This is a genomic window from Ochrobactrum sp. CGA5 (assembly GCF_006345815.1).
In the GTDB taxonomy this organism is placed as follows: Bacteria; Pseudomonadota; Alphaproteobacteria; order Rhizobiales; family Rhizobiaceae; genus Brucella.
Genome location: NZ_VCIG01000001.1, coordinates 94,052 through 117,922, shown reverse-complemented (window position 1 = coordinate 117,922; position 23,871 = coordinate 94,052). Strand labels below are relative to the sequence as shown.

The following is a 23,871-nucleotide window of genomic DNA, read 5'->3' as shown; positions in this document are numbered from 1 at the left end:
GAGCGCTATGGGTAGGATTAAGCGCGACACGCTCTGGGCTTGCGTGTTAGACTTCGTTGCTTGCCACTTCCAGCAAGGTCCAGACGTGATCGGCGAATGAGTTCCACACTTCGATCCGGTAATGGTCGGCATCCCACTTCAATAGAATGATCTGGGCATGATCAAAGATCGTGCGGGCAGCACCGGGAGACTTCATCTGCGAAAGGTCAAGCGGGGATGCGGCATTCAACAGCCATTCCGTCTTTGGGCCGGAAATGTCGATGCCGGTTTCGCGATGGCTTACTTCCGTCAAGCTGTGCGGCTCGGTTTCATAGAGCTTGGCGAAAGCCTGTAGGATGGCGGCACCCCTGGCTTCCTCGGCCCAGATATACCATTCATCCGGCCCGATGCAGGCAACCGCAATATCATTAGAACGGTTAAGATCGCCGATCCTAGCCGGGATTTTTGCGCCCAGAGCCGCTTCCGCCAAAGCGAGCTTTGCCGGCGCAATGCGCAAGATGAAGCGCGCTGTGTCGTCGGCTGCATGGATTTCCAGACGACCCGGAATCACGACCTTACGGTTCGAATAAGGTTTTGTCTCAACAAGCATGGTTCAATCCTTATCCGTTCAGTTTCTTGCCTTCGGGATCATAGAAAACCATGCCCGAAACAACCGCCTCGTGCACGCTGCCATCCGGCATCGGCATATAAAGCGTTTCCCCCATACGATCCTTGCCGCCTGACACCAGTGCCATGGCGATAGACCGGCCAAGCGCCTCGCTCCAATAAGACGAGGTGACATGGCCAAGCATGGTCATCGGCAAGGCCTGCTTTGGGTCGGCGACAATCTGCGCACCTTCTTCCAGCACCAGCTTCGGGTCTTTGGTCAGAAGCCCGACCAGATGCTTGCGATCCTTTTTCAGCATATCGGGACGTGTCAGCGAACGCTTGCCGACGAAATCCGGCTTCTGCTTACCAATCGCCCAGCCAAGGCTTGCATCATCCGGCGTGACCGTACCGTCAGTATCCTGACCGACAATAATATAGCCTTTTTCAGCACGCAGAACATGCATGGCTTCGGTGCCATACGGCGTGATGTGATATTGCTGACCGGCCTCGTAAAGCGCCTTCCAGAGTGAGAGACCATAACGAGCGGGCACATTGATTTCATAGCCCAGCTCGCCCGTGAAGCTCATGCGGAAGAGACGCGCCGGCACGCCAAGGAATTTGCATTCCGCAACCGACATATGCGGGAAAGCCTCATCGGAAATGTCCAGACCTTCCACCATCGGCTCAATGAGCTTGCGCGCATTCGGACCGTTGATCGCCACCACGGCCCATTGTTCGGTGGTCGAGGTCAACGAAACTTTCAGTTCCGGCCATTCGGTCTGGAGATAGTCTTCCATCATGTTGAGAACACGCGCGGCACCGCCAGTCGTGGTGGTCACATGGAAGCGGTCCTGCGTGAGGCGACCGACCACACCGTCATCGCGGATAAAGCCGTCTTCGCCAAGCAGCAGACCGTAGCGGCAGCGCCCGACACCAAGCTTCGTCCATGGGTTGGTGTACATCCGGTTCATGAATTCTGCCGCATCGGGGCCGACCACTTCGATCTTACCCAACGTGGAAGCGTCAAACATACCCAATGATTCACGCGTAGCACGACATTCACGCGCCACAGCCTGATGCATATCCTCACCGGCTTTCGGAAAATACCATGCGCGGCGCCAAAGCGAGACAGGCTCAAAAGCGGCGCCATGCTGTTCGGCCCAGCTATCAATTGGCGTCTTGCGCGTGACATCAAACAGCTTTCCACGATTATAACCGCAGAAGGCCCCGAAGGTTGTCGGCATATAAGGCGGGCGGAAAGTGGTGAGCCCCACCTGCGGCGTGGGCCGTTTCAACGCATCCGCTGCAACGGCCAGACCGTTGATGTTCGAGGTTTTGCCCTGATCGGTCGCCATACCGTTGGTGGTATAGCGCTTGACGTGCTCGATGGAGTGGAAGCCCTCGCGCACGGCCAGACGAATATCCTTGGCGGTCACATCATTCTGGAAATCGATGAAAGCCTTGGCCTTGCCCGGATCGCGATCGGTCGGCAACTCACGGCAGCTCACGCCATAGCAAACGAAATCACCGGCGACCGCATATTCAGATGCCTTGGCCTTGTGTCCCGCATCTCTGGCGGCGGCAGCGCCTGCTTCCGCCCCCTCACGCAGAGCGGCCTGCAGGTCGAAATTGCCATTGCCAGCACCCGCACAACGGCTCTCCTCGGTGGGTTCGCCCGGCAGATAGATCTGACGCGCCTCATCCCAGACAAGAGAGCCTTTCGTGTGCGAGAACAGATGCACGCTCGGATTCCAGCCGCCAGACATTAGCAGCACATCGCAGGAAATCATGCGTGCAGCACCGACCGCGCCATTGGAAACCGGATTGGCGCGTACGGATGACACGCGATGGCGTCCACCTGTATCGGTCACGGTCCATCCGGTCAGTGTTTCAATGCCAAGCATCTTTGCGCGATTGATGAGGCTGTCGGCCACCTTTTCACGCACATCGATGATGGCCGGAACCTTGACGCCAGCAACAGCCAGATCAAAGGCCGCCAGCCATGCGCTGTCATGCGAGGTGACGACAACAGCCTGATTGCCGACCTTGACGCCATAGCGATTGAGATAGGTTCGTGCGGCGGAAGCCAGCATCACGCCCGGACGGTCATTGCCTGCAAAAACCAGCGGCTTTTCAATCGCGCCCTGTGCCAGCACCACCTGCTTTGCGCGCACGCGCCACATACGTTCACGCGGCGCATTGGTCGCTGGCTTCGCCAAATGATCCGTCAGACGCTCGCAAAGACCGACCATGTTCTGGTGGTAATAGCCGATTGCCGTTGTGCGCGGCAGAAGCGTGACATTGGAATTGGCCTTGAGCGCTTCTATGGTTTCGCTCAGCCAGTCCCAGCTTGCACGGCCATTGATGACCGGCTCTGGTTCTGAGAGAAGCGAGCCGCCAAATTCTGCCTGCTCGTCAACGAGGATAACCTTGGCACCGCTTTTTGCAGCCTCTAACGCTGCGGCCAGACCAGCGGGTCCGCCGCCAGCGATCAGCACATCGCAGAAAGCATAACGGCTGGCATAGGTGTCGGGATCAGGCTCGGATGGCGATTTGCCAAGACCGGCCGCGCCACGGATAAAAGGCTCATAGACCTTGTTCCAGAAGCTTTTCGGCCACATGAAGGTCTTGTAGTAAAAGCCCGCCGAAAAAAACATATAGAACGCATCATTGATCGCGCCGACATCGTGCTTGAGCGACGGCCAATGGTTCTGGGTTTCAGCCTTCAGGCCGTCATAAAGTTCGAGAACCGTTGCGCGGGTGTTGGGCTCAAACCGGCCCGGTCCGCGCGAAACGCCCATCAACGCATTCGGCTCTTCGGAGCCGGCGGAAAGAATGCCGCGCGGACGGTGATATTTGAACGAACGACCGGCGAGATGCTCACCATTGGCAAGCAGGGCCGATGCCAGCGTATCGCCTTCAAAACCGGAATAGGATTTGCCGTTGAAGGTGAAGCGAACGGACTTGGCCTTGTTAACACGGCCTTTGTTATGAATACGCATATCGGTCATTATTTTGTCTCCGCGGCCGGAGTTTCTGCCAAGGCAGGACGGGGTTCACCCGCCTTGTAGGTGGTGACAAACTTGTCGCTCACCGTGTCACGCACCGCATTAAAGAAGCGTCCGCAGCCGTTGATATGCCGCCAGCGTTCATAATGGGTGCCGCGCGGATTGGAGCGCGTGAACAGGAAATCGCGCCATTGATCATCGGAAAGCGTCGATGGATCGGCAGGGCGCGCAATATGCGCTTCGCCCGCATAGGCGAATTCCAGCTCGGGACGTTCCATTTCGCAATAAGGGCAACGGATAAGAAGCATTGTGTGTTTCTCTTATTTTTTCAACGCATTTCCGAACGGAAAACCGGTTTCCACTTTTCCTGGAAATGCTTTTAGTGCGCGACAGCAGCAGCGGCCGCTTCGTCGATCAGGCGACCGGTGGTGAAACGTTCCAGCGTGAAAGGAGCATTGATCCAGTGCGGTTCGTCACGAGCAATCGTATGCGCAAAAACATGCGCCGACCCCGGTGTTGCCTTGAAGCCGCCCGTGCCCCAGCCGCAATTGACATAAAGGCCCGGCACCGGCGTCTTGCCGATGATCGGCGAACGATCCGGCGTGACATCAACGATACCACCCCATTTGCGCAGCATCCGCATACGGGTGAAGATCGGGAAGACTTCGCAGATGGCCGCCAGTGTGTGCTCGATCAGGGGCAGACCACCGCGCTGGCTGTAGGATACATATTGGTCAGTACCCGAACCAATCACCAGTTCACCCTTGTCGGACTGGCTGATATAGGCGTGAACCGTGTTGGACATGACCACGCAAGGGAAGATCGGCTTGACCGGCTCGGACACGAGTGCCTGCAACGGGAAGCTTTCAAGCGGCATACGCACGCCTGCCGTATCCATGACAATCGATGTGCTGCCAGCAGCCGAAACCGCCACCTTCTTCGCCTTGATGAAACCGCGCGGCGTATCAACGCCGGTCACACGACCCGATGCATCGCGGCGGATGGCTGTGACAGGGCAATTCTGGATAATATCGACGCCACGTTCCGTCGCGCCGCGCGCATAGCCCCAGGCAACCGCGTCGTGGCGGGCCACGCCGCCGCGCCGCTGCAAGCTGGCGCCAACAACCGGATAGCGGGCATTGGCTGAAATATCGAGCGGCGGGCAATATTCCTTTGCCTGCTCCTTGGTCAGCCATTCATTGTCGATGCCATTGAGGCGATTGGCATGGATATGGCGCTTGAAGCTCTGCACATCATGAACCGTATGCGCCAGCATCATAACGCCGCGCTGCGAGAACATGACATTGTAGTTGAGGTCCTGACTCAGGCCTTCCCACAGCTTCATCGCATGTTCATAAAGATGCGCGCTTTCATCATAGAGATAGTTGGAGCGGATAATGGTGGTGTTGCGCCCGGTATTGCCGCCGCCAAGCCAGCCCTTTTCAATAACCGCGACATTGGTGATGCCGTGCTCCTTGGCCAGATAATAGGCCGCACCCAGACCATGCCCGCCAGCGCCGACAATGATTACGTCATACTCGGCCTTGGGCTCTGCATTCGGCCATTGCGGCTTCCAGTTCTTATTGCCGGAAAACGCATTCTTGATAATTGAAGCTGCAGAAAAACGGGACATAGACAACCACCAGTTTCGCGACCGCCGGCGCCCAGTCGACGCAAGCGAAGCCTTTGAGGAATATCTCTATTATTTCCGCATCAAGCCCGACAGCAGGCTTGCGTCAAAAGACGCCACAAATACGACATGCCCACCATTTCGCGACATCTCGTCCACCCAAGACCAATGGGCCTGCATCTGCAACCCGACGGCAAAGCAGTTTCAACAAATGCCACCACAAAATAGGACAACATTATTGTCCTTTTCCCTTTTCTTTTATTGCGCAAAGCTCTACGCATTCTTTCGCAAAATCGCGCCCAGAATAAAAGAAACGCAAGAAAGGTGATTTCGTGACTAAGGAGAATCTACTCGAGAGCGCACTCGTCCGTCTGGACGAAGCGGCAAGCCACATCAATATCGATCCAGATGTTATCGAGAAGCTGAAATATGCCCGCGAAACCATGAAAGTGCGGTTGATGATCCGCATGGATGACGGTTCACGCAAATCCTTTCTTGCATGGCGCTGCCGCTATGACGACACCCGCGGACCAACCAAAGGCGGTATTCGTTACCATCCAGAATCAACGGCTGAAGAAGTCGAAACGCTGGCTTTCTGGATGACGTTTAAATGCGCGGTGATGAACCTGCCTTATGGCGGCGGCAAGGGCGCTATCCAGGTCGATCCACGTCAACTTTCAAAAGCCGAACTTGAACGTCTGTCGCGCGCCTATATTCAGGCTTTCTCCGGCATTATCGGCCCGGATCGCGACATTCCGGCACCGGATGTCTATACCAACTCCATGATCATGGGCTGGATGGCAGACGAATATTCACAGATCGTCGGCCAGTCTTCGCCCGCCGTCATTACCGGCAAGCCGCTGGCACTTGGCGGTTCGCTCGGGCGCAATGATGCAACAGCACGCGGCGGCTTTTATCTGGTGCATCATCTAGCACAAGATCTGGGACTTGCTTCGCAGCTTCGCGTCACCGTTCAGGGCTTCGGCAATGCCGGTCAGTTTATCGCGAAGCTGATGGCCAGCGATGGCCACAAGATCGTTGCCGTATCGGATTCGTCGGGCGCTGTTTATTGCGCCAGCGGCCTTGATCTGGATGCTCTTCTGGAAGCGAAGGCCCAAAACAAATCAGTGGTCTCTACCGCTGGCAAGAACGGCCATGAAGCCATCACGCCTGATGAACTGCTCGCAGCCGAGTGCGATGTCCTCGTGCCAAGTGCCATGGAGAACATGATCCACGCCGACAATGCGGCATCCATCAAGGCCAAGCTGATTGTCGAGCTTGCCAATGGTCCAGTTACGCCGGAAGCAGACACGATTCTTGCGAACAACGGCGTCATCGTGCTGCCGGATATTCTGGCCAATGCCGGTGGCGTGACAGTTTCCTATTTCGAATGGGTGCAGAACCGTCAGGGCTATTACTGGACGATTGAAGAAATCCACGAGCGCCTGAAAACCATCATGGAACGGGAAGGCCGCGCCATCTGGAACCATGCCAAGCAGTATAAAGTCACGCTCCGCTCGGCAGCTTATGTCCATGCGCTGCAACGTCTTGCACAGGCCATTGAAGCACACGGCACGCAAAGCGATTTTACGGCCTGATCCTGCCTTTTGAGACCACCCCTCCTGCCAGCCTTCTGTCAGGAGGGGTGTCGAACGACGGTTTCCTTTTCCCGCCTGCGCTATAGTTTACCTTCACAAGGAAAAACCAGCGCGATGGGATGAAGAGCATGTCGTACGGAAATCTATTCAAGGGAAGTGCCGTCGCGCTTGCCCTCTTTGCGGGTACCATTCAATTTTCCAGCCTCGCGCAGGCACAGGTCGTCGTCTCTTCCAAGATCGACACTGAGGGCGGTGTTCTCGGCAACATCATTTTGGCCGTTCTCAATGCGAATGGGATCCAGACAACCGATCGCATCCAGCTCGGCGCCACGCCGGTCGTTCGCAAGGCGATCACCGCCGGCGAGATCGACATCTATCCCGAATATACCGGCAATGCCGCCTTCTTCTTCAACAAGGCTGACGATCCGCTCTGGAAAGATCCGGCCAAAGCTTTCGAGAATGCAAAGCAACTCGATTATGATGCCAACAAGATCGTCTGGCTGGCTCCCTCACCGGCAAATAACACCTGGGGCATTGCAGTGCGCAAGGATGTTGCCGACGAAAACAAGCTTACGAACCTGAGCGAGTTCGGAAAGTACATTTCAGGCGGAGGAAAGGTCATTCTGGCTGCATCCTCGGAATTCGTGAACTCGGCAGCAGCGCTCCCGGCTTTCCAGACCGCCTATAGCTTCACGCTGAAACCCGACCAGCTCATCACGCTTTCAGGCGGCGACACAGCCGCAACAATTGCTGCGGCGGCGAACCAGACCAACGGTGCCAATGCGGCTATGGTCTACGGTACCGATGGCGGCATCGCGCCTTCCGGGCTTGTCGTTCTTGAAGACGACAAGCATGTGCAGCCGGTTTATCAGCCCGCGCCGATCATCCGTGAGGAAGTGTTGAAGAAAAATCCGAAAATCGAGGAGTTGCTGAAGCCGGTATTCGAGAAACTTGACCTCACCACGCTTCAGGAACTCAACGGTCGCGTGCAGCTTGGTGGCGAACCGGCAAAAGCGGTCGCCGAGGATTTTCTTAAAAGCAACGGATTTCTGAAGTAGAGAGCGCAGTATTTACCGGGCATGAGTGCAACACACCAGACGATCCAGGCAGATGACACGAAGGGTTTGTTTGCATATATCGACAAGCTCGGATTGGTTATTGTGGCAATCGGCTTGTCTGGATTGCTTCTGCCATTTGCAAACTTTCGGGCAAACCGTATTGTGCAAGGCGAACCGCGTTATCTTTTTGACGCCCTGCCACCCGGCTTGGCGCTGTCGTTTGCCGCTATTGTGGTGGCAGGACTGCTGATCGGCTTTGTCCGCAGCAACAATCTGTTGCGGCTCTTCGCGGCTCTGTTCGGTCTCGCATCAGTCATGACGGCAATCGGCCTGGCCGCGTCATACTTGTCGCCTGAAGGAAACAATTATGCCCGCATCTCTCCGGCTTCCGGCTTTTGGCTGCTGTTTTTTGCGAGCGCACTTTATGTCGCCGACGGGCTGATCCGGCTGCGTGCCGGCCCACTTTTACGGGTCGGGCTGCTCGTCATTGCAGCATTCCTTCTTGCCGCGCTGCTGTCCTCGGGGCTCTGGGACAGCATTTCATTCATGAAAGAATATCAAAGCCGCGCGGACAGCTTCTGGAACGAAGCAGAACGGCATATAGCGCTGGCATTGGGATCGCTTGCAGCGGCCACCGCAGTGGGTATTCCGCTGGGGCTTATCTGCCATCGCCTACCGAAACTGCGCGCTTTGGTCCTCAACAGCCTCAATATCGTGCAAACTATTCCGTCCATGGCCCTGTTCGGTGTTTTGATTGCACCGCTTAGCTGGTTCGCCACACAATTTCCCTGGGCGGGCGCTATCGGTATCCGTGGGATCGGCGCGGCCCCGGCATTCGTTGCGCTTTTCCTCTATTCGCTGCTGCCCATCGTGGCAAATACCGTAGCCGGGCTGGCGCAAGTGCCAGAGCCGGTCACGGATGCCGCTCGCGGCATGGGCATGACGCGCCTGCAACGCCTCTTCAAGACTGAGTTTCCGCTCGCTTTTCCCGTTATTCTCACAGGAATACGTATCGTCATGGTGCAGAATATCGGCCTGACGACCATTGCGGCATTGATCGGTGGCGGCGGCTTCGGAACATTCGTCTTCCAGGGCATTGGGCAAACGGCAATGGATCTTGTCCTGCTGGGTGCCTTGCCTACCGTTCTTCTCGCCTTTGGTGCTGCTGTCATTCTGGATGCGGCGATAGAAACCACCCGGAAAGGCAGCTCCCTATGATTGAGTTCGACCATGTAACAAAGCGCTATAACGGACGTGCAGCGGTGGACGCGGTGAGCTTTACCATCGAACCCCACAGCATTGCTGCCATTGTCGGAACGTCGGGTTCCGGCAAGACGACCCTGTTGCGAATGGTCAATCGTCTGGTCGAGCCGACCGATGGAGAAATCCGCATCGATGGCCGCAGCATCATGGACGAACCCGGCCATGTTCTGCGGCGGCGGATCGGGTATGTGATCCAGCAGAACGGACTTTTTCCGCATCGAACCGTCGCGGAGAATATAGCGACAGTTCCACTTCTGCTCGGATGGCAAAAGCAGCGCATCGATGCACGCGTGGACGAACTGCTTGCCCTTTTTCAGCTTGAACCAGCAGACTATCGCGACCGCTACCCGCACGAACTTTCCGGCGGGCAACAGCAACGTGTCGGCGTGGCACGCGCACTCGCTGCCGGGCCGAACATCCTTCTCATGGATGAGCCATTCGGGGCACTCGACCCGGTAATCCGAGCCAAGGCCCAAGAAGATCTGAAGGCGATCCAGAAGCGGCTCGGCACGACCATAATCCTTGTCACGCACGATATGGAGGAAGCAATATCGCTGGGTGATCGTATCGCTGTCATGGACGACGGAAAATTGCTGCAATATGGCCCACCGGCCGAAATTCTTGCCCGTCCGGCAACCGAATTCGTCGAACGCCTTGTCGGAACGGCAGAACGCCCTTTCCGTCTTCTCTCTCTGATGGACCTCAAGACCGTTATCCAACCCGGTGATGCCAACGGCGAAACATTGTCGGTGACGGCATCGCAACGCGATGCCCTTGCCGAGCTTCTGTGGTCAGGGCGCAAAGCCCTTCCCGTTCTTGATCAGGATGGAAGACCACTTGGACAAGTCACGCTCGACAGGCTTCTGCATCAGGCAGAGCGTCCGGCATGAAATTGTTCCTGTCCCTTGTTCCGCGTGCGCTGCTTCTGGGCGCTCTGCTGCTGTTTCTGTGGCAGCCCCATCTTTTCGAGCCGTTGTTTCGACCGCTCGTCAATGAGGGCGTGCCCGTTATCTATGAACGTGCAAGTTTCGTGACGCTGACTTTGCAGCATCTCGGGCTGGTCGCTCTTGCGGCACTTGCGTCCACGATCGTGGCTGTCTTGATGGCGATCTTTGTTACCAGAAAGCAGGGCGCGGAGTTTCTGCCGCTCTCACGCAGTCTTGTGAATATCGGCCAGACTTTTCCCCCCGTTGCAGTGCTGGCACTTGCAGTGCCCGTTTTCGGTTTCGGCGACAAACCAACCCTGATCGCACTTTTCCTCTATGGTTTGCTGCCGATCTTTGAAAATACGCTGACAGGACTAACGACGTTGCCGCCCCCAGTTGTCGAGGCTGCGCGCGGCATGGGGATGACCGGCATGCAACGGCTTGTGAAAGTCGAGATTCCACTCGCCATGCCGGTTATTCTGGCGGGCATCAGACTTTCCGCCGTGATCGGTCTTGCAACGGCCACCATCGGCTCAACCGTCGCTGCAAGAACACTTGGAGAAGTCATTATTGCCGGGCTCATTTCCAACAATCTTGCTTTCGTTTTGCAGGGAGGACTCGTCGTAGCCGCACTTGCCATACTCATCTTTGACGGGTTTCAGGCAATTGAGCGTTATCTCCTGAAACGGGCCGGACGGACCGGCTGAAAGCACAAACCTCTTTGAAAGACGTCACGGCATTCCTATATCCTTGCAAATGACCAGCCAGCGAGGAACGGGATGAACATCGGGCAGGCAGCTGCGGCATCTGGCATATCAGCGAAGATGATCCGCCATTATGAAACGATCGGACTGATTGAAGCTGCCGAGAGAACAGGTTCGGGCTATCGCGTCTACACGCAGAAAGACGTTGAAACCCTGCGCTTCATCCGCCGCAGCCGCGATCTCGGTTTTCAGGTTGAACAGATCAAGGAACTTCTGGCACTCTGGCGCGACCGGAACCGCGCATCGGCTGACGTCAAGAAGGTGGCGCTCGGCCATGTCGAGGAGCTCGAAGCCAAGATGCGCCAGCTCCAGGAGATGGCTGATACGTTACGTTACCTCGCGAAGAACTGTCACGGCGATAATCGCCCCGATTGCCCGATCATTCATCAGCTTGCAGAAAACAGCGTGGAAAGCCGCAAACGTCCGGCTCCACGCAAAGGTGAATTGCTGCACGGTAAAATTTAAGGTCTGCAAATAAAACGCCGGGATCACTCCCGGCGTTTTTCTTTCACATCACCAGCTCAGCCTTTGGGCAGAGTATAGGCGATCACGTAATCGCCGGGCTTGGTGCCAACAGAACCATGCCCGCCGGCAACCATCAGAACGAACTGCTGGTCGCCGACCGTATAGCTCATCGGCGTCGACTGACCGCCGGCTGGGAGTCTGGCTTCCCAGAGCTGTTTGCCCGATGTCAGATCATAGGCACGCAGATAGTCGTCCACCGCCGCGCCGAGGAAGGCGACACCGCCTGCCGTGATCATCGGGCCGCCAATACCTGGAACGCCAACCTTCAGCGGAAGCGGAACCGGTGACATATCGCGGATTGTCCCGTTCCGATGCTTGTAGGCAATCTTGCCAGTTCGCAAGTCAACACCAGCGACGTAACCCCATGGCGGCGTCTGGCAGGGAATGCCGAGCGGGCCGAGAAATGGCCCCATGAACACGCCATAGGGGGCGCCGTCATTGCGGTTCAAACCCTGCTCGCTTCCCTTCTCATCCTGTTCTTTTGGCGGGATATCCGCACGTGGAACCAGACGCGAGGTGAAGGCCAGATAAGTGGGCATACCGAACATGACCTGCCGTACAGGATCGACGGCCACGCTGCCCCAGTTGAAGACACCGAAATTGCCCGGATAGACAATCGTTCCTCGTAACGAAGGCGGAGTATACCGACCTTCATAGAACAGTTGGTGGAACTCAATACGACAGGCGAGCTGATCGAACATTGTCACGCCCCACATGTCGCTTTCGCGCAAGGGCGGCGGACTGAACGTGAGATCCGAGATCGGCTGTGTGGGAGCGGTATGGTCCTCCGGTATCGCGCCTGTCGGGGCAGGAATTTCCTTGACCGGAATGATGGGCTCACCGGTGCGTCGATCCAGAACATAAAGGTCGCCCTGTTTGGTCGGACCGACCAGCGCAGGAACCCCGTTGATTTCCAGAAGGACCGGCTGTGCCGGAACATCCATATCCCAAAGATCATGATGTACCGTCTGACGCACCCAGCGAACCTGTCCGGTGTTTACATCGAGAGCGACGATGGACGAGGAAAACTTCTCCACACTCTCGCTTCGGTCCATTCCGAGCTGGTCAGGCACCTTGTTGCCAAGCGGAACAAAAATCAGTCCGAGCTTTTCATCGACGCTTGAAACGGACCAACTGTTCGGAGAGTTCGTCGTATAGTGCTCGCCCTCCGGCAGCGGCGTGGTTACATCTGGATTACCCGAATCCCAGTTCCATAGCAGTTGACCGGTACGGATATCGAATGCGCGAATGACGCCAGACTGTTCTTCCGTCGAGTAATTGTCATTGACGGCGCCGCCAACGATGATCTTGTCTCCGACGACGGCAGGAGGCGAAGTGGAGTAATAATATCCTGCCGGATTGTATTTCATGCCGTGACTGAGATCGAGCGTCCCGCCATTGGCGAAATCCGTGCAAATTTCTCCGGTTGCCGTATCGAGTGCTATCAGTCTTGCGTCAGACGTCGGGAGGTAGACCCGCTCAGCGCATTTCGCGCCTGCGGTAGCGGTCGCGTCCTTCCAGTAGCTTACACCACGGCAGGTCTGGTGCTGGCGATCTGTATTGAAGCCAACCTTGGGATCGAATTTCCACTTTTCCTTGCCGGTTGCGGCATCAAGAGCAATGGCCCAGTTGTGCGGCGTGCAGAGATAAAGGGAATCCCCGATCTTGAGCGGGGTAACCTGATAGGTCGTTTCCGCCACATCCTGCGGCTGCTTCACATCGCCGGTCTGATACTGCCAGGCAACCTGAAGTTTGGAGACATTTTCCGGCGTTATCTGTGTCAGCGGCGAGTAGCGCTGGCCATAGGGCGTTCGACCATATTGATGCCATTCGCCGTCAGGAACGTTACCGCCAAGATCAGGCACGGCAGCCACCTTCTCCGTCGGCAGCTCTCCAGCAATATCATAGGCATCCTGTGTCATCGCATAACCTGCGACCACCAAAGCGATCACCGAGGCTGCAGCCAGCGGAAGTCCGCTATCGCCGGCTCCGCTATTGAGTGGTCTCCTGATCCAGGGCGTCAGCATCCAGAAGCCGAGCAGCACTATCACGCCGCCGCGCGCGCCCAACTGCCACCAGTCAAAGCCGACTTCATAAACGGCCCAGCCAAGCGATCCCAGAATGACAAGAGCATAGACCCACAATGCAGCGGCGCTACGCCGGAAAAGCAGAATGGCGGTCAGCAGGAAGCCGGCCGCCGCCAGAATATAGTACCAGCTACCGCCGAGGGCCGCGAGCCAGATACCTCCCCCGCCGAGCACAAGCCCGATCAGGAAAAGAACGATAGAAGTCAACCTGATAAGCAAGACATTACCCCTTCCAGTATAACCGGCATCCCGTCATACGTGCAGTGAAACCGTTCGGATTAGCCGCTCACCAATTGTGAGACATTTCAGACATGGGTCGCATGTCTTGCAGCAATCCGATTGCCGCACAACTCCATGCTGCCTACCTAACCACATAGGCGAGCATGAAAAAAATCTAGGGAGCAGCGGAGCATTTCCTTCGCCGGACATATCAAAGCGGCTAGCTTGGTTAACGCGCCACTCTTAATTAAGGCAGAATGAAGAAAAGACGCCTTTAGCCGTCAACAGACGCAAAAACGATCAAAAACAAGCCTATTTTCGCCCGTCAATTGCGGCGAGCGCATGGCAAGATTGTGCATACCCTGTCTTTCAGGAGGCTTTTCAGGGGCGTCACGCAGAGCCGCGCATGATGAGATGGCTATCGAGACGACGGGTTTCCCTCTCCACGGCTGCCCCGCTTTCCTGCGCATTGATCCGCGAGAACAGCATATCGAGACCGAGTTGCGCGATTTGCCGATAATCCTGCGCAACTGTGGTGAGTGGCGGGCAGGTGAAGCGGCTGAGAGGATGGTCGTCGTGACCAGCGACACGAAGATCGCAGCCTTCCTCGCGCCCGACATGGCGCCGTCGCTCGAACGCGGCGGAAATGACGCCAAAGGCCAGACGATCATTGGCACAAAGAACTGTGCGCGTTGGAAATCCACCGCGATCAAAAATCCGGCCAGCCTCCTGATAGCCCAGTTCCTCAAAGTTCCAGTTCTTTGTGGCAATGGGAAGGACTATAGGCTCAACCCCAAGCCTTTCCATCGTTTCGATATAGGCCGAGCGCCGTTCCAGCGCGTTTTGGTTTACAGCGGGCATTTCGAGAAAGCAGGGATGCTCCCCCGTTCGATAGAGATATTCAGTGATGTTCCCTATGCTCTGGCGATTGTCTGTGCCGACGAACGGGTGATCGTCGCTGATGCGACTGTCCAGAAAAACTGCGGGCGTCGAGTTCGACAAGCTGGAAAGAAGCTTCTCATCCGTATCGAAACCGAGCGGAGCCATCAGGACACCCGCAATCTTGAGAGACATCAACGTGCGCATCGCCCGCGCTTCAAGCTTTCTCTCTCCATGAGACGACAGCACGATTGTCCAATAGCCCTCCGCCAGACAGCGCATCTCAATCTGTCGAATAATCTCGGCGTAGAATGGATCGGATATATGCGGAACGATAACGCCGATATTCTTCGGCTTCTTGCGATTGAGGCTGACCGCAAAAATGTTGGGCTGATAATTATGGTCTTTCAGCGCCTTTTCGATACGAGCACGCGTGGACGGCTTTACGCTTTCAGGATTGTCGAAATATTTCGAGACCGTCGGACGAGACAATCCGCTTGCCGCTGCGAACTCTTCCATCGTCCTTATCTTCTGGTCGGTCATGCCGTGCTTTTCCGGTTTGGGTATAGAGGCGTTTTCCGACGCCATCCACTTTTCTTTTCATGCGTAAATTTATTTCCGTTCAGACGCAACAAATTTCAACACTTGATTGATCGCCAGCCCACCTCTTCGCACCTGTATCCGTGCTCACCAATGGCTAGCGCGCATGGATTCAATCGTTATAATTTTTACACGTGGAAATTTTTATATTGACACATTGAAGAAGCTCTAGCATGTCTTAGGGAGCTCAATCATGAGCTGAAGGCCCTGCCCTTCGGGAGGTTTGAAGTTGGCGACAACTGACGAACCAGCAGGAAAACCCTTGTTCATGTCCCATAGAAGGACGCCCCGGCGAGCGCCGGTTATTCGGAGGAAATCATGTTTCGCAAATCGCTCAGCCGTATTCTCTTTTCCGGCATAGCTCTGGCCATGATGGCAGGCGCTGCATCTGCCGAAGGCATCGGCGCATCGCTTCTCACCCAGCAGCATCCATTCTACATCTCGCTCGCAGAAGCGATGAAGAAGGAAGCGCAGGCAGAGAACGTACCGCTGGAAGTCTCGATCGCCAACCAGGATCTAAGCAAGCAGCTCGCCGATGTCGAAGATTTCATCACCAAGGGCGTCGACGTCATCATCATCTCGCCGGTTGACAGCAAGGGCGTTCGCGCGGCCATCAACAAGGCCCAAAAGGCTGGCATCAAAGTGATTACCGTCGATGTTCCCGCCAACAATATTGATGTGACCTCATTTGTGGGTACGGACAATTTCGCGGGCGGCGAAAAGGCTGCCGAACTCATGGCGAAATCCATCGGCGAAAAGGGAAATGTCGCCGTGATCGATTACCCAACAGTTCAGTCGGTGGTGGATCGCATTGAAGGTTTCAAAAAGGGCATCGCCAAATATCCAGACATCAAGATCGTTGCGATCCAGCCGGGCATCACCCGTTCGGAAGCTCTTTCGGCCGCACAGAACATTCTTCAGGCCAATCCTGATATTGTCGGCATCTTCGGTTTCGGTGACGACGCCGCCTTGGCCGCTGCCTCGGCAGTGAAGTCGGCCAAGCTTGAAAACCAGGTCAAGGTCATCGGTTTCGACGGTATGGAAGAAGCCCGTAACGCTGTGAAAAGCGATCCTGTCATGGTCGGCGTTATCGCACAGTACCCGGATCAGATGGGCAAGGTTGCCGTTGAAACCGCTGCGAAAGTCATCAAAGGCGAGGAAGTGCCTGCCAAGCAGCCGATCGTTCCAGGCATTGTGACCAAGGACGGCGAAACCAAGTAACACCGCGTGAAACAGCGGCACTCCTCCCAGTCGCTGTTTCCTATCTGCGTGCGGCGGCGCGGCGAACACCACGCGCCTTGCCGCCGCCGCAACCCTTTTGAATTGCAGCCTTCGCTCGGGATCGATCCTAAAATCCCGCCGGGGGACTGAAGAACGGAGAGTGGAGGCCCCAAAGTGACAGTTACCGAGACAGCCACCGAATCCGAACGAAAAGCCGCATCGGAACCGGTTCTTGAAATTCGCGACGTGGCGAAATCCTTCGGCCCGGTCATCGCGCTGAAGCGCATGAACCTGACCGTGCGTCGCGGCCGCGTTCATACGCTTCTTGGCGAAAACGGCGCTGGCAAATCCACGCTGATGAAGATTCTGGCAGGCGTTTTCAAGCCAACCTCTGGTACCATCTTGCTTAGAGGCACAACCTATGCGCCGAAAGACCCGCGCGATGCCCGCGCAAATGGCATTGCCATCGTCTTTCAGGAACTGAGCCTGTCGCGCAATCTAAGCGTGGCCGAGAACATTTTCGCCAATCACGAGCCAAGCCGCTTCGGTTTTGTGCGGGAGCGCGAACTCAACGCCGCCGCAGACAAGCTCATCCACGAACTTGGTCTGCCCGTCGATGCCCGCGCAAAAGTTGGCGACCTGTCGATTGCCCAGCGCCAGCTCGTTGAAATCGCCAAGGGCCTGAGCCAGCCTGCTGACGTCGTTATTCTGGACGAGCCGACCTCATCGCTTTCCGACAACGAAGCGGAAATCCTGTTCTCGATCATCGAGCGCCTGAAAGCTCGCGGCACTGCCGTTATCTATATTTCGCACCGCATGGAAGAAATCATGCGGCTTTCCGACGACATTACGGTTGTTCGCGATGGCGAATACGTAACGACGACGGAAAAGAGCGAGACGACTATCGAGCAGCTGATCGCGCTTATGGTCGGTCGCGAGATGAACGACATTTATCCGCCGCGTGAAGCGCCGCGCCCTTCGGACAATGTTTCGCCGATTCTGGAAACGAAGAACCTTTCCGTGCCGGGCAAGTTTACCGATGTTTCCATCGGCGTAAAACCCGGCGAAGTTCTGGGGCTTTTCGGGCTGGTCGGCTCGGGCCGTTCGGACGTAATGAAGGCTTTATTCGGTATGCTGCGGCCTACGGGCGAGATCAGGCTCGACGGGGAGGTGATTACTCTTTCCTCGCCGACCGATGCCATTCGCAATGGCATTGCTTTCGTGACAGAGAACCGCAAGGAAGAAGGCTTGGTTCTTCCGCATAGCGTTGAGCGCAACATCAATATGGTGGGGCTCGGCCAGCTTGCGGGGCCTTTCGGCCTGATGCGTTCCCGGGCAGAGCGCTCTGCCGCCAAGGCGGAAGTGCTGCGCCTTGCGATCAAGACCGCATCCATCGACACGATTGCCGGATCGCTCAGCGGTGGCAACCAGCAAAAGATCGTGCTGGCAAAATGGCTCCAGACGAAGCCGCGCATTCTCATTCTCGATGAGCCGACACGCGGCGTCGATGTGGGCGCGAAATTCGAAATCTATCGCATCATCCGTGAACTTGCCGCCAATGGCGCGGCGATCCTGATGGTTTCCTCCGAACTGCCGGAAGTGCTGGGCCTCAGCGACCGCGTGGCCGTCATGCATAACAAGCATGTGGCCGCCATTGTCGATGCCGATGGCCTCACGCCCGAAACCGTCATGAGCTACGCAGCAGGAATGCACACATGAGCAACCTACAAGATATTCAGAAGAAAGCCGTCGACGCGGAAGTCCGCCGTTCGCTTTTCAGCTCCTCGCTGGTTCGCCAATATGGTGGCATCATCATCTCGTTGGCCGTGCTCTGCGTGGTCTTTGCGGTGCTGAACCCACGCTTTCTTGCTTTCAACAACTTCATGAACATCATGCAGCAGGTGGCAGTGATCGCCGTTGCCGCCTATGGCATGACCTATGTGATCCTGCTCGGCGAGATCGACCTTTCGATTGGCTCCATCATCGCGGTTTCCGGCATGGTGGCGGCGCAAGCCTTCGCCATGGGCTTCGGTTTCGTGCCGACGGTGGTCTTAACCCTTGCGGCGGGTGCCATTATGGGCGGGCTGAACGGCGTGCTTTCTGCAAAGCTGATGCTGCCATCCTTCATCGTGACGGTTGCGACAATGGGCATCTACCGCGGCATGGTCAGCCTGCCGACCAATGGCGCGCCGGAAATTATCGAAAACGATGCATGGCTTGCCATCGGCTCGGAAAGCTGGCTCGGCCTGCCGATCATCATCTGGATCGTCGGCGTCCTGTTCATCTTCAACTATATCCTGCTTTCGAAGACGGTCTTCGGTCGCCGCATCTATCTGTCGGGCGGCAACAAGGAAGCTGCAATCTATTCCGGCATCCGCGTCAACCGCATCAAGATCATCGTCTTCATGCTCTCTGGCGTCATGGCAGCAATCAGCGGAATCCTCCTGTCGTCGCGTCTGTCCTCGGCGCAGACCAATGCGGGCATGGGCTATGAACTCGACGCCATTGCGGCGGTGGTGCTTGGCGGCACCTCGCTTGCCGGCGGCGTCGGCACCATGGTCGGCACCATTCTCGGCGCACTCATCATCGGCGTCATCAACAACGGCATGAACATGCTGTCGGTGCCCTATTTCTACCAGCTCATCGTCAAGGGCGTGGTCATTCTGGTCGCCGTCTGGCTCGACGTGCGCTCGAAATCCATGCGCACGTAATCGCGGTACCACACATGAAAAAGATCATCACCATCGGCGAGATCGTCGTCGAAATCATGGCCGTGGAAACCGGCAACGGCTTCAAGTCCGCCATCCCGTTGATCGGTCCGTTCGCTTCCGGCGCGCCTGCGATCTTCATCGATCAGGCGGCCAAGATGGGCCAGCCCTGCGGCATGGTCAGCGCGGTCGGCAATGACGATTTCGGCGCGCTCAATGTCGAGCGCCTGCAAAAAGACGGCGTGGATGTTTCGGCCATCGGCGTGCATCCGACAGCCGCCACCGGCAGCGCCTTCGTGCGCTATCGCCCGGATGGCAATCGCGACTTCATCTTCAACATCAAGCACAGCGCATGCAGCGCCATCGGCCTGACACCAGAAGCTGAAACGCTGATCGAGACCGCCGATCATCTGCATATCATGGGTTCGGCCCTGTTCTCCGATGGCATCGTCTCGGCGATCCACGAGGCGACAATCCGCATCAAGGCGAAGGGCGGTACAGTCTCCTTCGACCCGAACATCCGCAAGGAAATGCTGGAATTGCCGGGCATGCGTCAGGCGCTGGCCCATGCTCTGGAAAACACCGACCTGTTCATGCCGAGCGGCCCGGAAATTTTCCTCTTCACTAAGGCGACCGAGGAAAAGGCAGCCGTGGAAGAGCTGCTGGCGCGGGGTGTCAAGGCCGTTGTGGTCAAGCGCGGCGCGGAAGGCGCCAGCTATTTCGACCGGTCCGGCGAAGTTTTCGCGCCTGCTTTCAAGGTCGATGAAATCGACCCAACCGGCGCAGGCGACAGTTTTGGCGCAGCATTCGTTACCTGCTGGCTACGCGACATGGCACCGAAAAGAGCACTCGTTATAGCTAATGCCACCGGTGCACGCGCCGTCGGTGTCAAAGGGCCTATGGAGGGCACATCGACTATGGCCGAAATCGAAGCGTTCCTTCAGAAAAACGGAGTTCCAGCATGAGCAGCACGAAAGTCCTGAGCGCACTTCCCGCACGATACGCCAGCGGCGTTCGCGGTGGCATTACATCGATCTGCTCCGCGCATCCTCTGGTCATTGAAGCCGCCCTTCTGGAAGGTGTTGCGACCAATACGGACGTTCTGATCGAGGCCACATGCAATCAGGTCAATCAGGATGGCGGCTATACGGGCATGACGCCTGCCGATTTCCGCCGCTTTGTCGAAGAAATCGCGGCGCGGGTCGGCTTCGACACCAAGCGGCTTATTCTGGGCGGTGACCATCTCGGTCCGAACCCGTGGAAGCACCTGCCCGCCGAGGAAGCCCTCGCGAAATCCGATGTGATGATCGACGCGTTCGTACGCGCTGGCTTTACAAAAATCCACCTCGATACGTCGATGGGTTGCGCTGGCGAGCCGGTCGCATTGCCCGATGCCGTGACCGCCGAGCGTGCGGCACGTCTGGCCAAAGTTTCGGAAGCAGCCGCCCGTGAAGCCGGATACGACCTGCCGGTCTATATCATCGGCACTGAAGTACCGATCCCCGGCGGCGCGATGGAAGAAATCGAAGAGCTGGAACTGACCAAGCCCGGCGCAGCAGTTGAAACCGTCGCCATTCACCGCAAGGCTTTCGCCGCACTGGGGCTGGAAGACGCATTCGCCCGCGCCATCGGCGTCGTGGTGCAGCCCGGCGTCGAATTCGGCAATGAGAATGTCGTCTTCTACAACAGCGAGAAAGCAACCGCGCTGAGTGGCGTTCTCGGCGAAATGCCGCAATTCGTCTTTGAGGCGCATTCGACCGATTACCAGCCGGTGGAAGCGCTTTCCGATTTGGTTGATGATGGTTTCGCCATCTTGAAGGTCGGTCCCGGCCTGACTTTCGCACTGCGCGAGGCGCTTTATGGTCTCGACCAGATTGCCGCTTTCCTCGACAAGCTCCCGGAAGAAGAAACCCTGCGCGGCAAGATGGAAGCGCTGCTTCTGGCAGACCCCAAGAACTGGGAAAAATATTATCATGGCGATGCGGAGGAACTGCGCCTGCAACGCCATTTCTCCTATAGCGACCGTATTCGCTATTACTGGCCGCATCCGGTCGCCACTGCTGCCGTGGACGCGCTTTTGAAACGTCTGGAAGGGCGCAAGATACCGGAAACGCTGATCAGCCAGTATCTCGGCACGCTTTATCCGGCGGTCGCATCGGGTGAGATTGAGCCGACGCCCCACGCCTTGATAGTGGAGGCCGTCCGCAATGTTGTGCGGATATACGGCAAGGCTGTCGGAACCCACTGAAATAGAAAGGCGCGGCCAACACCGCGCCTTTTTTGTTTAGGCCTCTATCGGACTTTTAAAAGCCTTGAGCCGCAGGGCATTGCTCAGCACGAAGATGCTCGAGAAAGCCATGGCGCCTGCCGCCAGAACCGGAGACAACAGCGTTCCGGTGAAAGGATAAAGAACCCCTGCCGCGACCGGGATCAGCGCCACGTTATAGGCAAAGGCCCAGAACAGGTTTTCACCGATATTGCGGATCGTCGCCTTGGATATGGCAATGGCATTGACCACACCGCGCAGATCGCCCGACATCAGTACAACGTCCGCACTTTCAATCGCGATGTCCGTGCCGGTGCCAATCGCAATACCGACATCAGCGGCAGCGAGAGCAGGTGCATCGTTGATACCATCACCGACAAAAGCGATCCGTTTGCCGCCCGCCGAAAGACGCTTCAGCGCCTCGACCTTGCCGTCTGGCAGCACTTCCGCAACCACTTCATCAATGCCCAGGCGCCTTGCGATGGCCTCCGCAGTGCGACGATTATCGCCGGTAATCATGGCGACCTTCAGCCCCTGCTCGTGCAGGGCAGCAATTGCTGCTGGCGTGGTTTCTTTCATCGGGTCGGCGACCGTCAAAATTGCCGCCAGCTTGCCGTCAATGGCCGCATAGAGCGGGGACTGTCCTTCATCGCCAAGACGCTTGGCATCATCGGCAAACACAGTCACATCGTGACCCAGCTTTGCCATGTAACGATCAGCACCGATGGCCACCTCATGGCCGGAGACCTGCGCCTTCAAACCAAAACCGGGCACCGCCTCAAAGGCCGATACATCTGCGAGTTTCAACCCCTTTGCCTTTGCTGCTTCCACAATCGCATCGGCAATCGGATGCTCAGAACGCGCTTCAACAGCTGCGACAAGCGCCAGAAGTTTGTCCTTCTCGAAACCTTCGACGGTCGCGAAATGCGCCAGTGCAGGCTTTCCCTGTGTCAGCGTACCGGTCTTGTCGACGGCAATAACGGAAGCGTCGCGCAAAGTCTGCAATGCGTCACCGCGACGAAAAAGGACACCGAACTCTGCGGCGCGGCCCGTCCCGACCATAATAGAGGTCGGTGTGGCCAAACCCATGGCACAAGGGCAGGCGATGATGAGCACCGCAATGGCGTTGACCAGCGCGTAACCCAGCATGCCCGTGCCACCAATCGCCAGCCACAATGCAAAGGTCAACGCGGCCGCAGCCATCACGGCGGGAACGAACCAGCCCGTCACCTTGTCGACCATAGCCTGAATCGGCAATTTGTCGGCCTGCGCATCCTCGACCATGCGGATGATCTGCGAGATCACCATATCGCGGCCAACCTTGGTGGCGCGGAAGGTGAAGGCGCCGGTCTTGTTGATCGTCCCACCAACCACTTCCGCGCCCTTCTCCTTGGCTACCGGCACAGGCTCGCCGGTGATCATCGATTCATCCACATAGGATGATCCGTCGATCACTTCGCCATCAACCGGCACTTTCTCGCCCGGACGAACCTGGACCACATCGCCCGCACGGACCTCTTCAAGCGGCACGTCGACCGCTTCACCGTCCCGCAGAACCCGTGCCGACTTTGCCTGCAAGCCAACCAGACGGCTGATTGCCGCACTGGTGCGACCCTTGGCGCGCGCTTCCAGATAACGCCCGATCAGAATCAATGTCACTATGACGGCAGCGGCTTCGAAATAGACATTCACCGTACCTTCAGGCAGCACTCCCGGAAGAAAGGTTGCAACAACAGAGAAACACCAGGCTGCCAGCGTACCGACCACGACAAGCGAATTCATGTCGGGCGTGCCGCGCAATAATGTGGGTATGCCCTTCTTGAAAAAACGCAAGCCCGGTCCGAACAGAACCAGCGTCGTGAGCACGAGTTGCAGATACCAGCTGTTCTGCATGCCAATGCGGTCCATGACGAACATATGAACCGCCGGAATGAGATGCGACCCCATCTCCAGCACAAAAACAGGCAACGTCAGAAGGGCGGCAAGAATGACGCTTTTCTTCAGTTCAGTCGCTTCCGCATCCCGCTTTTCGGACTGGGTCTCCTGTCTGTCGCTGGCCTGCTTGTCATCAAGTGACCGCGCCTCATAACCGGCAGTTTCGACTGCCTTTATAAGCTCACTGACCGAGACATGCCCTGCCAGATCGACATGCGCCCGTTCTGTTGCGAGGTTGACGCTGGCACGGGTGACACCTGGCACGCCGTTCAATGCCTTTTCCACCTTGCTCACGCAGGAAGCGCAACTCATGCCCTCAATCGCCAGATCTATGCTGGCAGCCGGCACTTCGTAACCCGCCTTGCGAATAGCCTCAATAACCGAGGGCATATCCGGTGCGCCTTTGAAGGTCACATCAGCGCGTTCCGTCGCGAGGTTGACGGAGACCTTGTCGACGCCCGGAACTTTGGACACGGCTTTTTCCACGGACGATACGCATGAGGCACAGCTCATGCCTTCGACAGGCACCGGAAAAGTAATAGCTTCGTGATTTACACGCTTGTTCATGGCAATCCCTTTCAATGCCCGAAAGGGCA

General features: G+C 57.0%; 18 protein-coding genes. 11 read left to right on the top strand and 7 right to left on the bottom strand.

The window, feature by feature from the left end; genetic code table 11:
- Positions 1–46: 46 nt before the first annotated feature.
- The 4 genes from FJQ48_RS00530 to FJQ48_RS00515 form a co-directional block, all read right to left on the bottom strand.
- Entirely contained in the window at positions 47–589 is a 543-nt protein-coding gene (locus FJQ48_RS00530; RefSeq protein ID WP_139973270.1) for a sarcosine oxidase subunit gamma, read from the bottom strand.
- A gap of 10 nt (positions 590–599) precedes the next feature.
- Positions 600–3,599: a sarcosine oxidase subunit alpha gene (locus FJQ48_RS00525; protein ID WP_139973269.1), complete on the bottom strand. Its 3,000-nt coding sequence runs from the start codon at positions 3,597–3,599 to the stop codon at positions 600–602.
- A complete protein-coding gene (locus tag FJQ48_RS00520) occupies positions 3,599–3,904 on the bottom strand; it encodes a sarcosine oxidase subunit delta (protein WP_139973268.1) in 306 nt (101 codons plus the stop codon). The genes FJQ48_RS00525 and FJQ48_RS00520 overlap by 1 nt, the downstream gene beginning before the upstream one ends.
- A gap of 71 nt (positions 3,905–3,975) precedes the next feature.
- Entirely contained in the window at positions 3,976–5,229 is a 1,254-nt protein-coding gene (locus FJQ48_RS00515) for a sarcosine oxidase subunit beta family protein (protein WP_139973267.1), read from the bottom strand.
- A gap of 329 nt (positions 5,230–5,558) precedes the next feature.
- Here FJQ48_RS00515 and FJQ48_RS00505 point away from each other — a divergent pair, with 329 nt between their 5' ends.
- The 6 genes from FJQ48_RS00505 (at position 5,559) to cueR (ending at position 11,300) form a co-directional block, all read left to right on the top strand.
- Positions 5,559–6,824: a Glu/Leu/Phe/Val dehydrogenase gene (locus FJQ48_RS00505; RefSeq protein WP_139973266.1), complete on the top strand. Its 1,266-nt coding sequence runs from the start codon at positions 5,559–5,561 to the stop codon at positions 6,822–6,824.
- Positions 6,825–6,952: 128 nt separating this feature from the next.
- Positions 6,953–7,882 (top strand): ABC transporter substrate-binding protein, encoded by a 930-nt coding sequence (locus FJQ48_RS00500; protein WP_139973265.1) that lies wholly within the window; start codon positions 6,953–6,955, stop codon positions 7,880–7,882.
- 21 nt (positions 7,883–7,903) lie between these two features.
- Positions 7,904–9,100: an ABC transporter permease gene (locus FJQ48_RS00495; protein ID WP_139973264.1), complete on the top strand. Its 1,197-nt coding sequence runs from the start codon at positions 7,904–7,906 to the stop codon at positions 9,098–9,100.
- On the top strand, positions 9,097–10,035 hold the full coding sequence (locus FJQ48_RS00490) for an ABC transporter ATP-binding protein (protein WP_139973263.1): 939 nt from the start codon (positions 9,097–9,099) through the stop codon (positions 10,033–10,035). The genes FJQ48_RS00495 and FJQ48_RS00490 overlap by 4 nt, the downstream gene beginning before the upstream one ends.
- Positions 10,032–10,778, top strand: a complete 747-nt coding sequence (locus FJQ48_RS00485; protein WP_139973262.1) for an ABC transporter permease — start codon at positions 10,032–10,034, stop codon at positions 10,776–10,778. The genes FJQ48_RS00490 and FJQ48_RS00485 overlap by 4 nt, the downstream gene beginning before the upstream one ends.
- 72 nt (positions 10,779–10,850) lie before the next feature.
- A complete protein-coding gene (cueR, locus tag FJQ48_RS00480; RefSeq protein ID WP_139973261.1) occupies positions 10,851–11,300 on the top strand; it encodes a Cu(I)-responsive transcriptional regulator in 450 nt (149 codons plus the stop codon).
- A 56-nt stretch (positions 11,301–11,356) separates the two neighbouring features.
- On the opposite strand, the gene FJQ48_RS00475 is transcribed toward cueR, so the two are convergent.
- Both FJQ48_RS00475 and FJQ48_RS00470 read right to left on the bottom strand, forming a co-directional pair.
- A complete protein-coding gene (locus FJQ48_RS00475; protein ID WP_139973260.1) occupies positions 11,357–13,666 on the bottom strand; it encodes a glucose/quinate/shikimate family membrane-bound PQQ-dependent dehydrogenase in 2,310 nt (769 codons plus the stop codon).
- A gap of 390 nt (positions 13,667–14,056) precedes the next feature.
- Positions 14,057–15,088 carry a LacI family DNA-binding transcriptional regulator gene (locus FJQ48_RS00470; RefSeq protein ID WP_139973582.1) on the bottom strand — a complete coding sequence of 344 codons (1,032 nt, stop codon included), beginning with the start codon at positions 15,086–15,088 and terminating at the stop codon, positions 14,057–14,059.
- A gap of 375 nt (positions 15,089–15,463) precedes the next feature.
- Between FJQ48_RS00470 and FJQ48_RS00465 the strand changes: the two genes are divergently transcribed.
- The 5 genes from FJQ48_RS00465 to FJQ48_RS00445 all read left to right on the top strand — a co-directional run bounded on the left by FJQ48_RS00465 (position 15,464) and on the right by FJQ48_RS00445 (position 21,322).
- Positions 15,464–16,366, top strand: coding sequence for a substrate-binding domain-containing protein (locus FJQ48_RS00465; RefSeq protein ID WP_139973259.1), 903 nt, complete (start codon positions 15,464–15,466; stop codon positions 16,364–16,366).
- A 174-nt stretch (positions 16,367–16,540) separates the two neighbouring features.
- Positions 16,541–18,085: a sugar ABC transporter ATP-binding protein gene (locus tag FJQ48_RS00460; protein WP_139973258.1), complete on the top strand. Its 1,545-nt coding sequence runs from the start codon at positions 16,541–16,543 to the stop codon at positions 18,083–18,085.
- Entirely contained in the window at positions 18,082–19,077 is a 996-nt protein-coding gene (locus tag FJQ48_RS00455) for a ribose ABC transporter permease (RefSeq protein ID WP_247870273.1), read from the top strand. Before FJQ48_RS00460 ends, FJQ48_RS00455 begins: the two co-directional genes overlap by 4 nt.
- A gap of 14 nt (positions 19,078–19,091) precedes the next feature.
- Positions 19,092–20,039 (top strand): sugar kinase, encoded by a 948-nt coding sequence (locus tag FJQ48_RS00450; RefSeq protein ID WP_139973257.1) that lies wholly within the window; start codon positions 19,092–19,094, stop codon positions 20,037–20,039.
- Positions 20,036–21,322: a D-tagatose-bisphosphate aldolase, class II, non-catalytic subunit gene (locus FJQ48_RS00445; RefSeq protein WP_139973256.1), complete on the top strand. Its 1,287-nt coding sequence runs from the start codon at positions 20,036–20,038 to the stop codon at positions 21,320–21,322. Before FJQ48_RS00450 ends, FJQ48_RS00445 begins: the two co-directional genes overlap by 4 nt.
- 36 nt (positions 21,323–21,358) lie before the next feature.
- Here FJQ48_RS00445 and FJQ48_RS00440 read toward each other — a convergent pair whose 3' ends face one another.
- Complete coding sequence (locus FJQ48_RS00440; protein ID WP_139973255.1) at positions 21,359–23,842, bottom strand: heavy metal translocating P-type ATPase; 2,484 nt, start codon at positions 23,840–23,842, stop codon at positions 21,359–21,361.
- Between the last annotated feature and the right edge of the window lie 29 nt (positions 23,843–23,871).

Bases quoted from the DNA above. Each gene is read 5' to 3' on its own strand.
- FJQ48_RS00500 (WP_139973265.1), top strand. From the start codon at position 6,953: ATGTCGTACGGAAATCTATTCAAGGGAAGTGCCGTCGCGCTTGCCCTC.
- FJQ48_RS00455 (WP_247870273.1), top strand. From the start codon at position 18,082: ATGAGCAACCTACAAGATATTCAGAAGAAAGCCGTCGACGCGGAAGTC.
- FJQ48_RS00530 (WP_139973270.1), bottom strand. From the start codon at position 589: ATGCTTGTTGAGACAAAACCTTATTCGAACCGTAAGGTCGTGATTCCG.
- FJQ48_RS00450 (WP_139973257.1), top strand. From the start codon at position 19,092: ATGAAAAAGATCATCACCATCGGCGAGATCGTCGTCGAAATCATGGCC.
- FJQ48_RS00470 (WP_139973582.1), bottom strand. From the start codon at position 15,088: ATGACCGACCAGAAGATAAGGACGATGGAAGAGTTCGCAGCGGCAAGC.
- FJQ48_RS00515 (WP_139973267.1), bottom strand. From the start codon at position 5,229: ATGTCCCGTTTTTCTGCAGCTTCAATTATCAAGAATGCGTTTTCCGGC.
- FJQ48_RS00465 (WP_139973259.1), top strand. From the start codon at position 15,464: ATGTTTCGCAAATCGCTCAGCCGTATTCTCTTTTCCGGCATAGCTCTG.
- FJQ48_RS00525 (WP_139973269.1), bottom strand. From the start codon at position 3,599: ATGACCGATATGCGTATTCATAACAAAGGCCGTGTTAACAAGGCCAAG.
- cueR (WP_139973261.1), top strand. From the start codon at position 10,851: ATGAACATCGGGCAGGCAGCTGCGGCATCTGGCATATCAGCGAAGATG.
- FJQ48_RS00445 (WP_139973256.1), top strand. From the start codon at position 20,036: ATGAGCAGCACGAAAGTCCTGAGCGCACTTCCCGCACGATACGCCAGC.
- FJQ48_RS00520 (WP_139973268.1), bottom strand. From the start codon at position 3,904: ATGCTTCTTATCCGTTGCCCTTATTGCGAAATGGAACGTCCCGAGCTG.
- FJQ48_RS00490 (WP_139973263.1), top strand. From the start codon at position 9,097: ATGATTGAGTTCGACCATGTAACAAAGCGCTATAACGGACGTGCAGCG.
- FJQ48_RS00485 (WP_139973262.1), top strand. From the start codon at position 10,032: ATGAAATTGTTCCTGTCCCTTGTTCCGCGTGCGCTGCTTCTGGGCGCT.
- FJQ48_RS00440 (WP_139973255.1), bottom strand. From the start codon at position 23,842: ATGAACAAGCGTGTAAATCACGAAGCTATTACTTTTCCGGTGCCTGTC.
- FJQ48_RS00495 (WP_139973264.1), top strand. From the start codon at position 7,904: ATGAGTGCAACACACCAGACGATCCAGGCAGATGACACGAAGGGTTTG.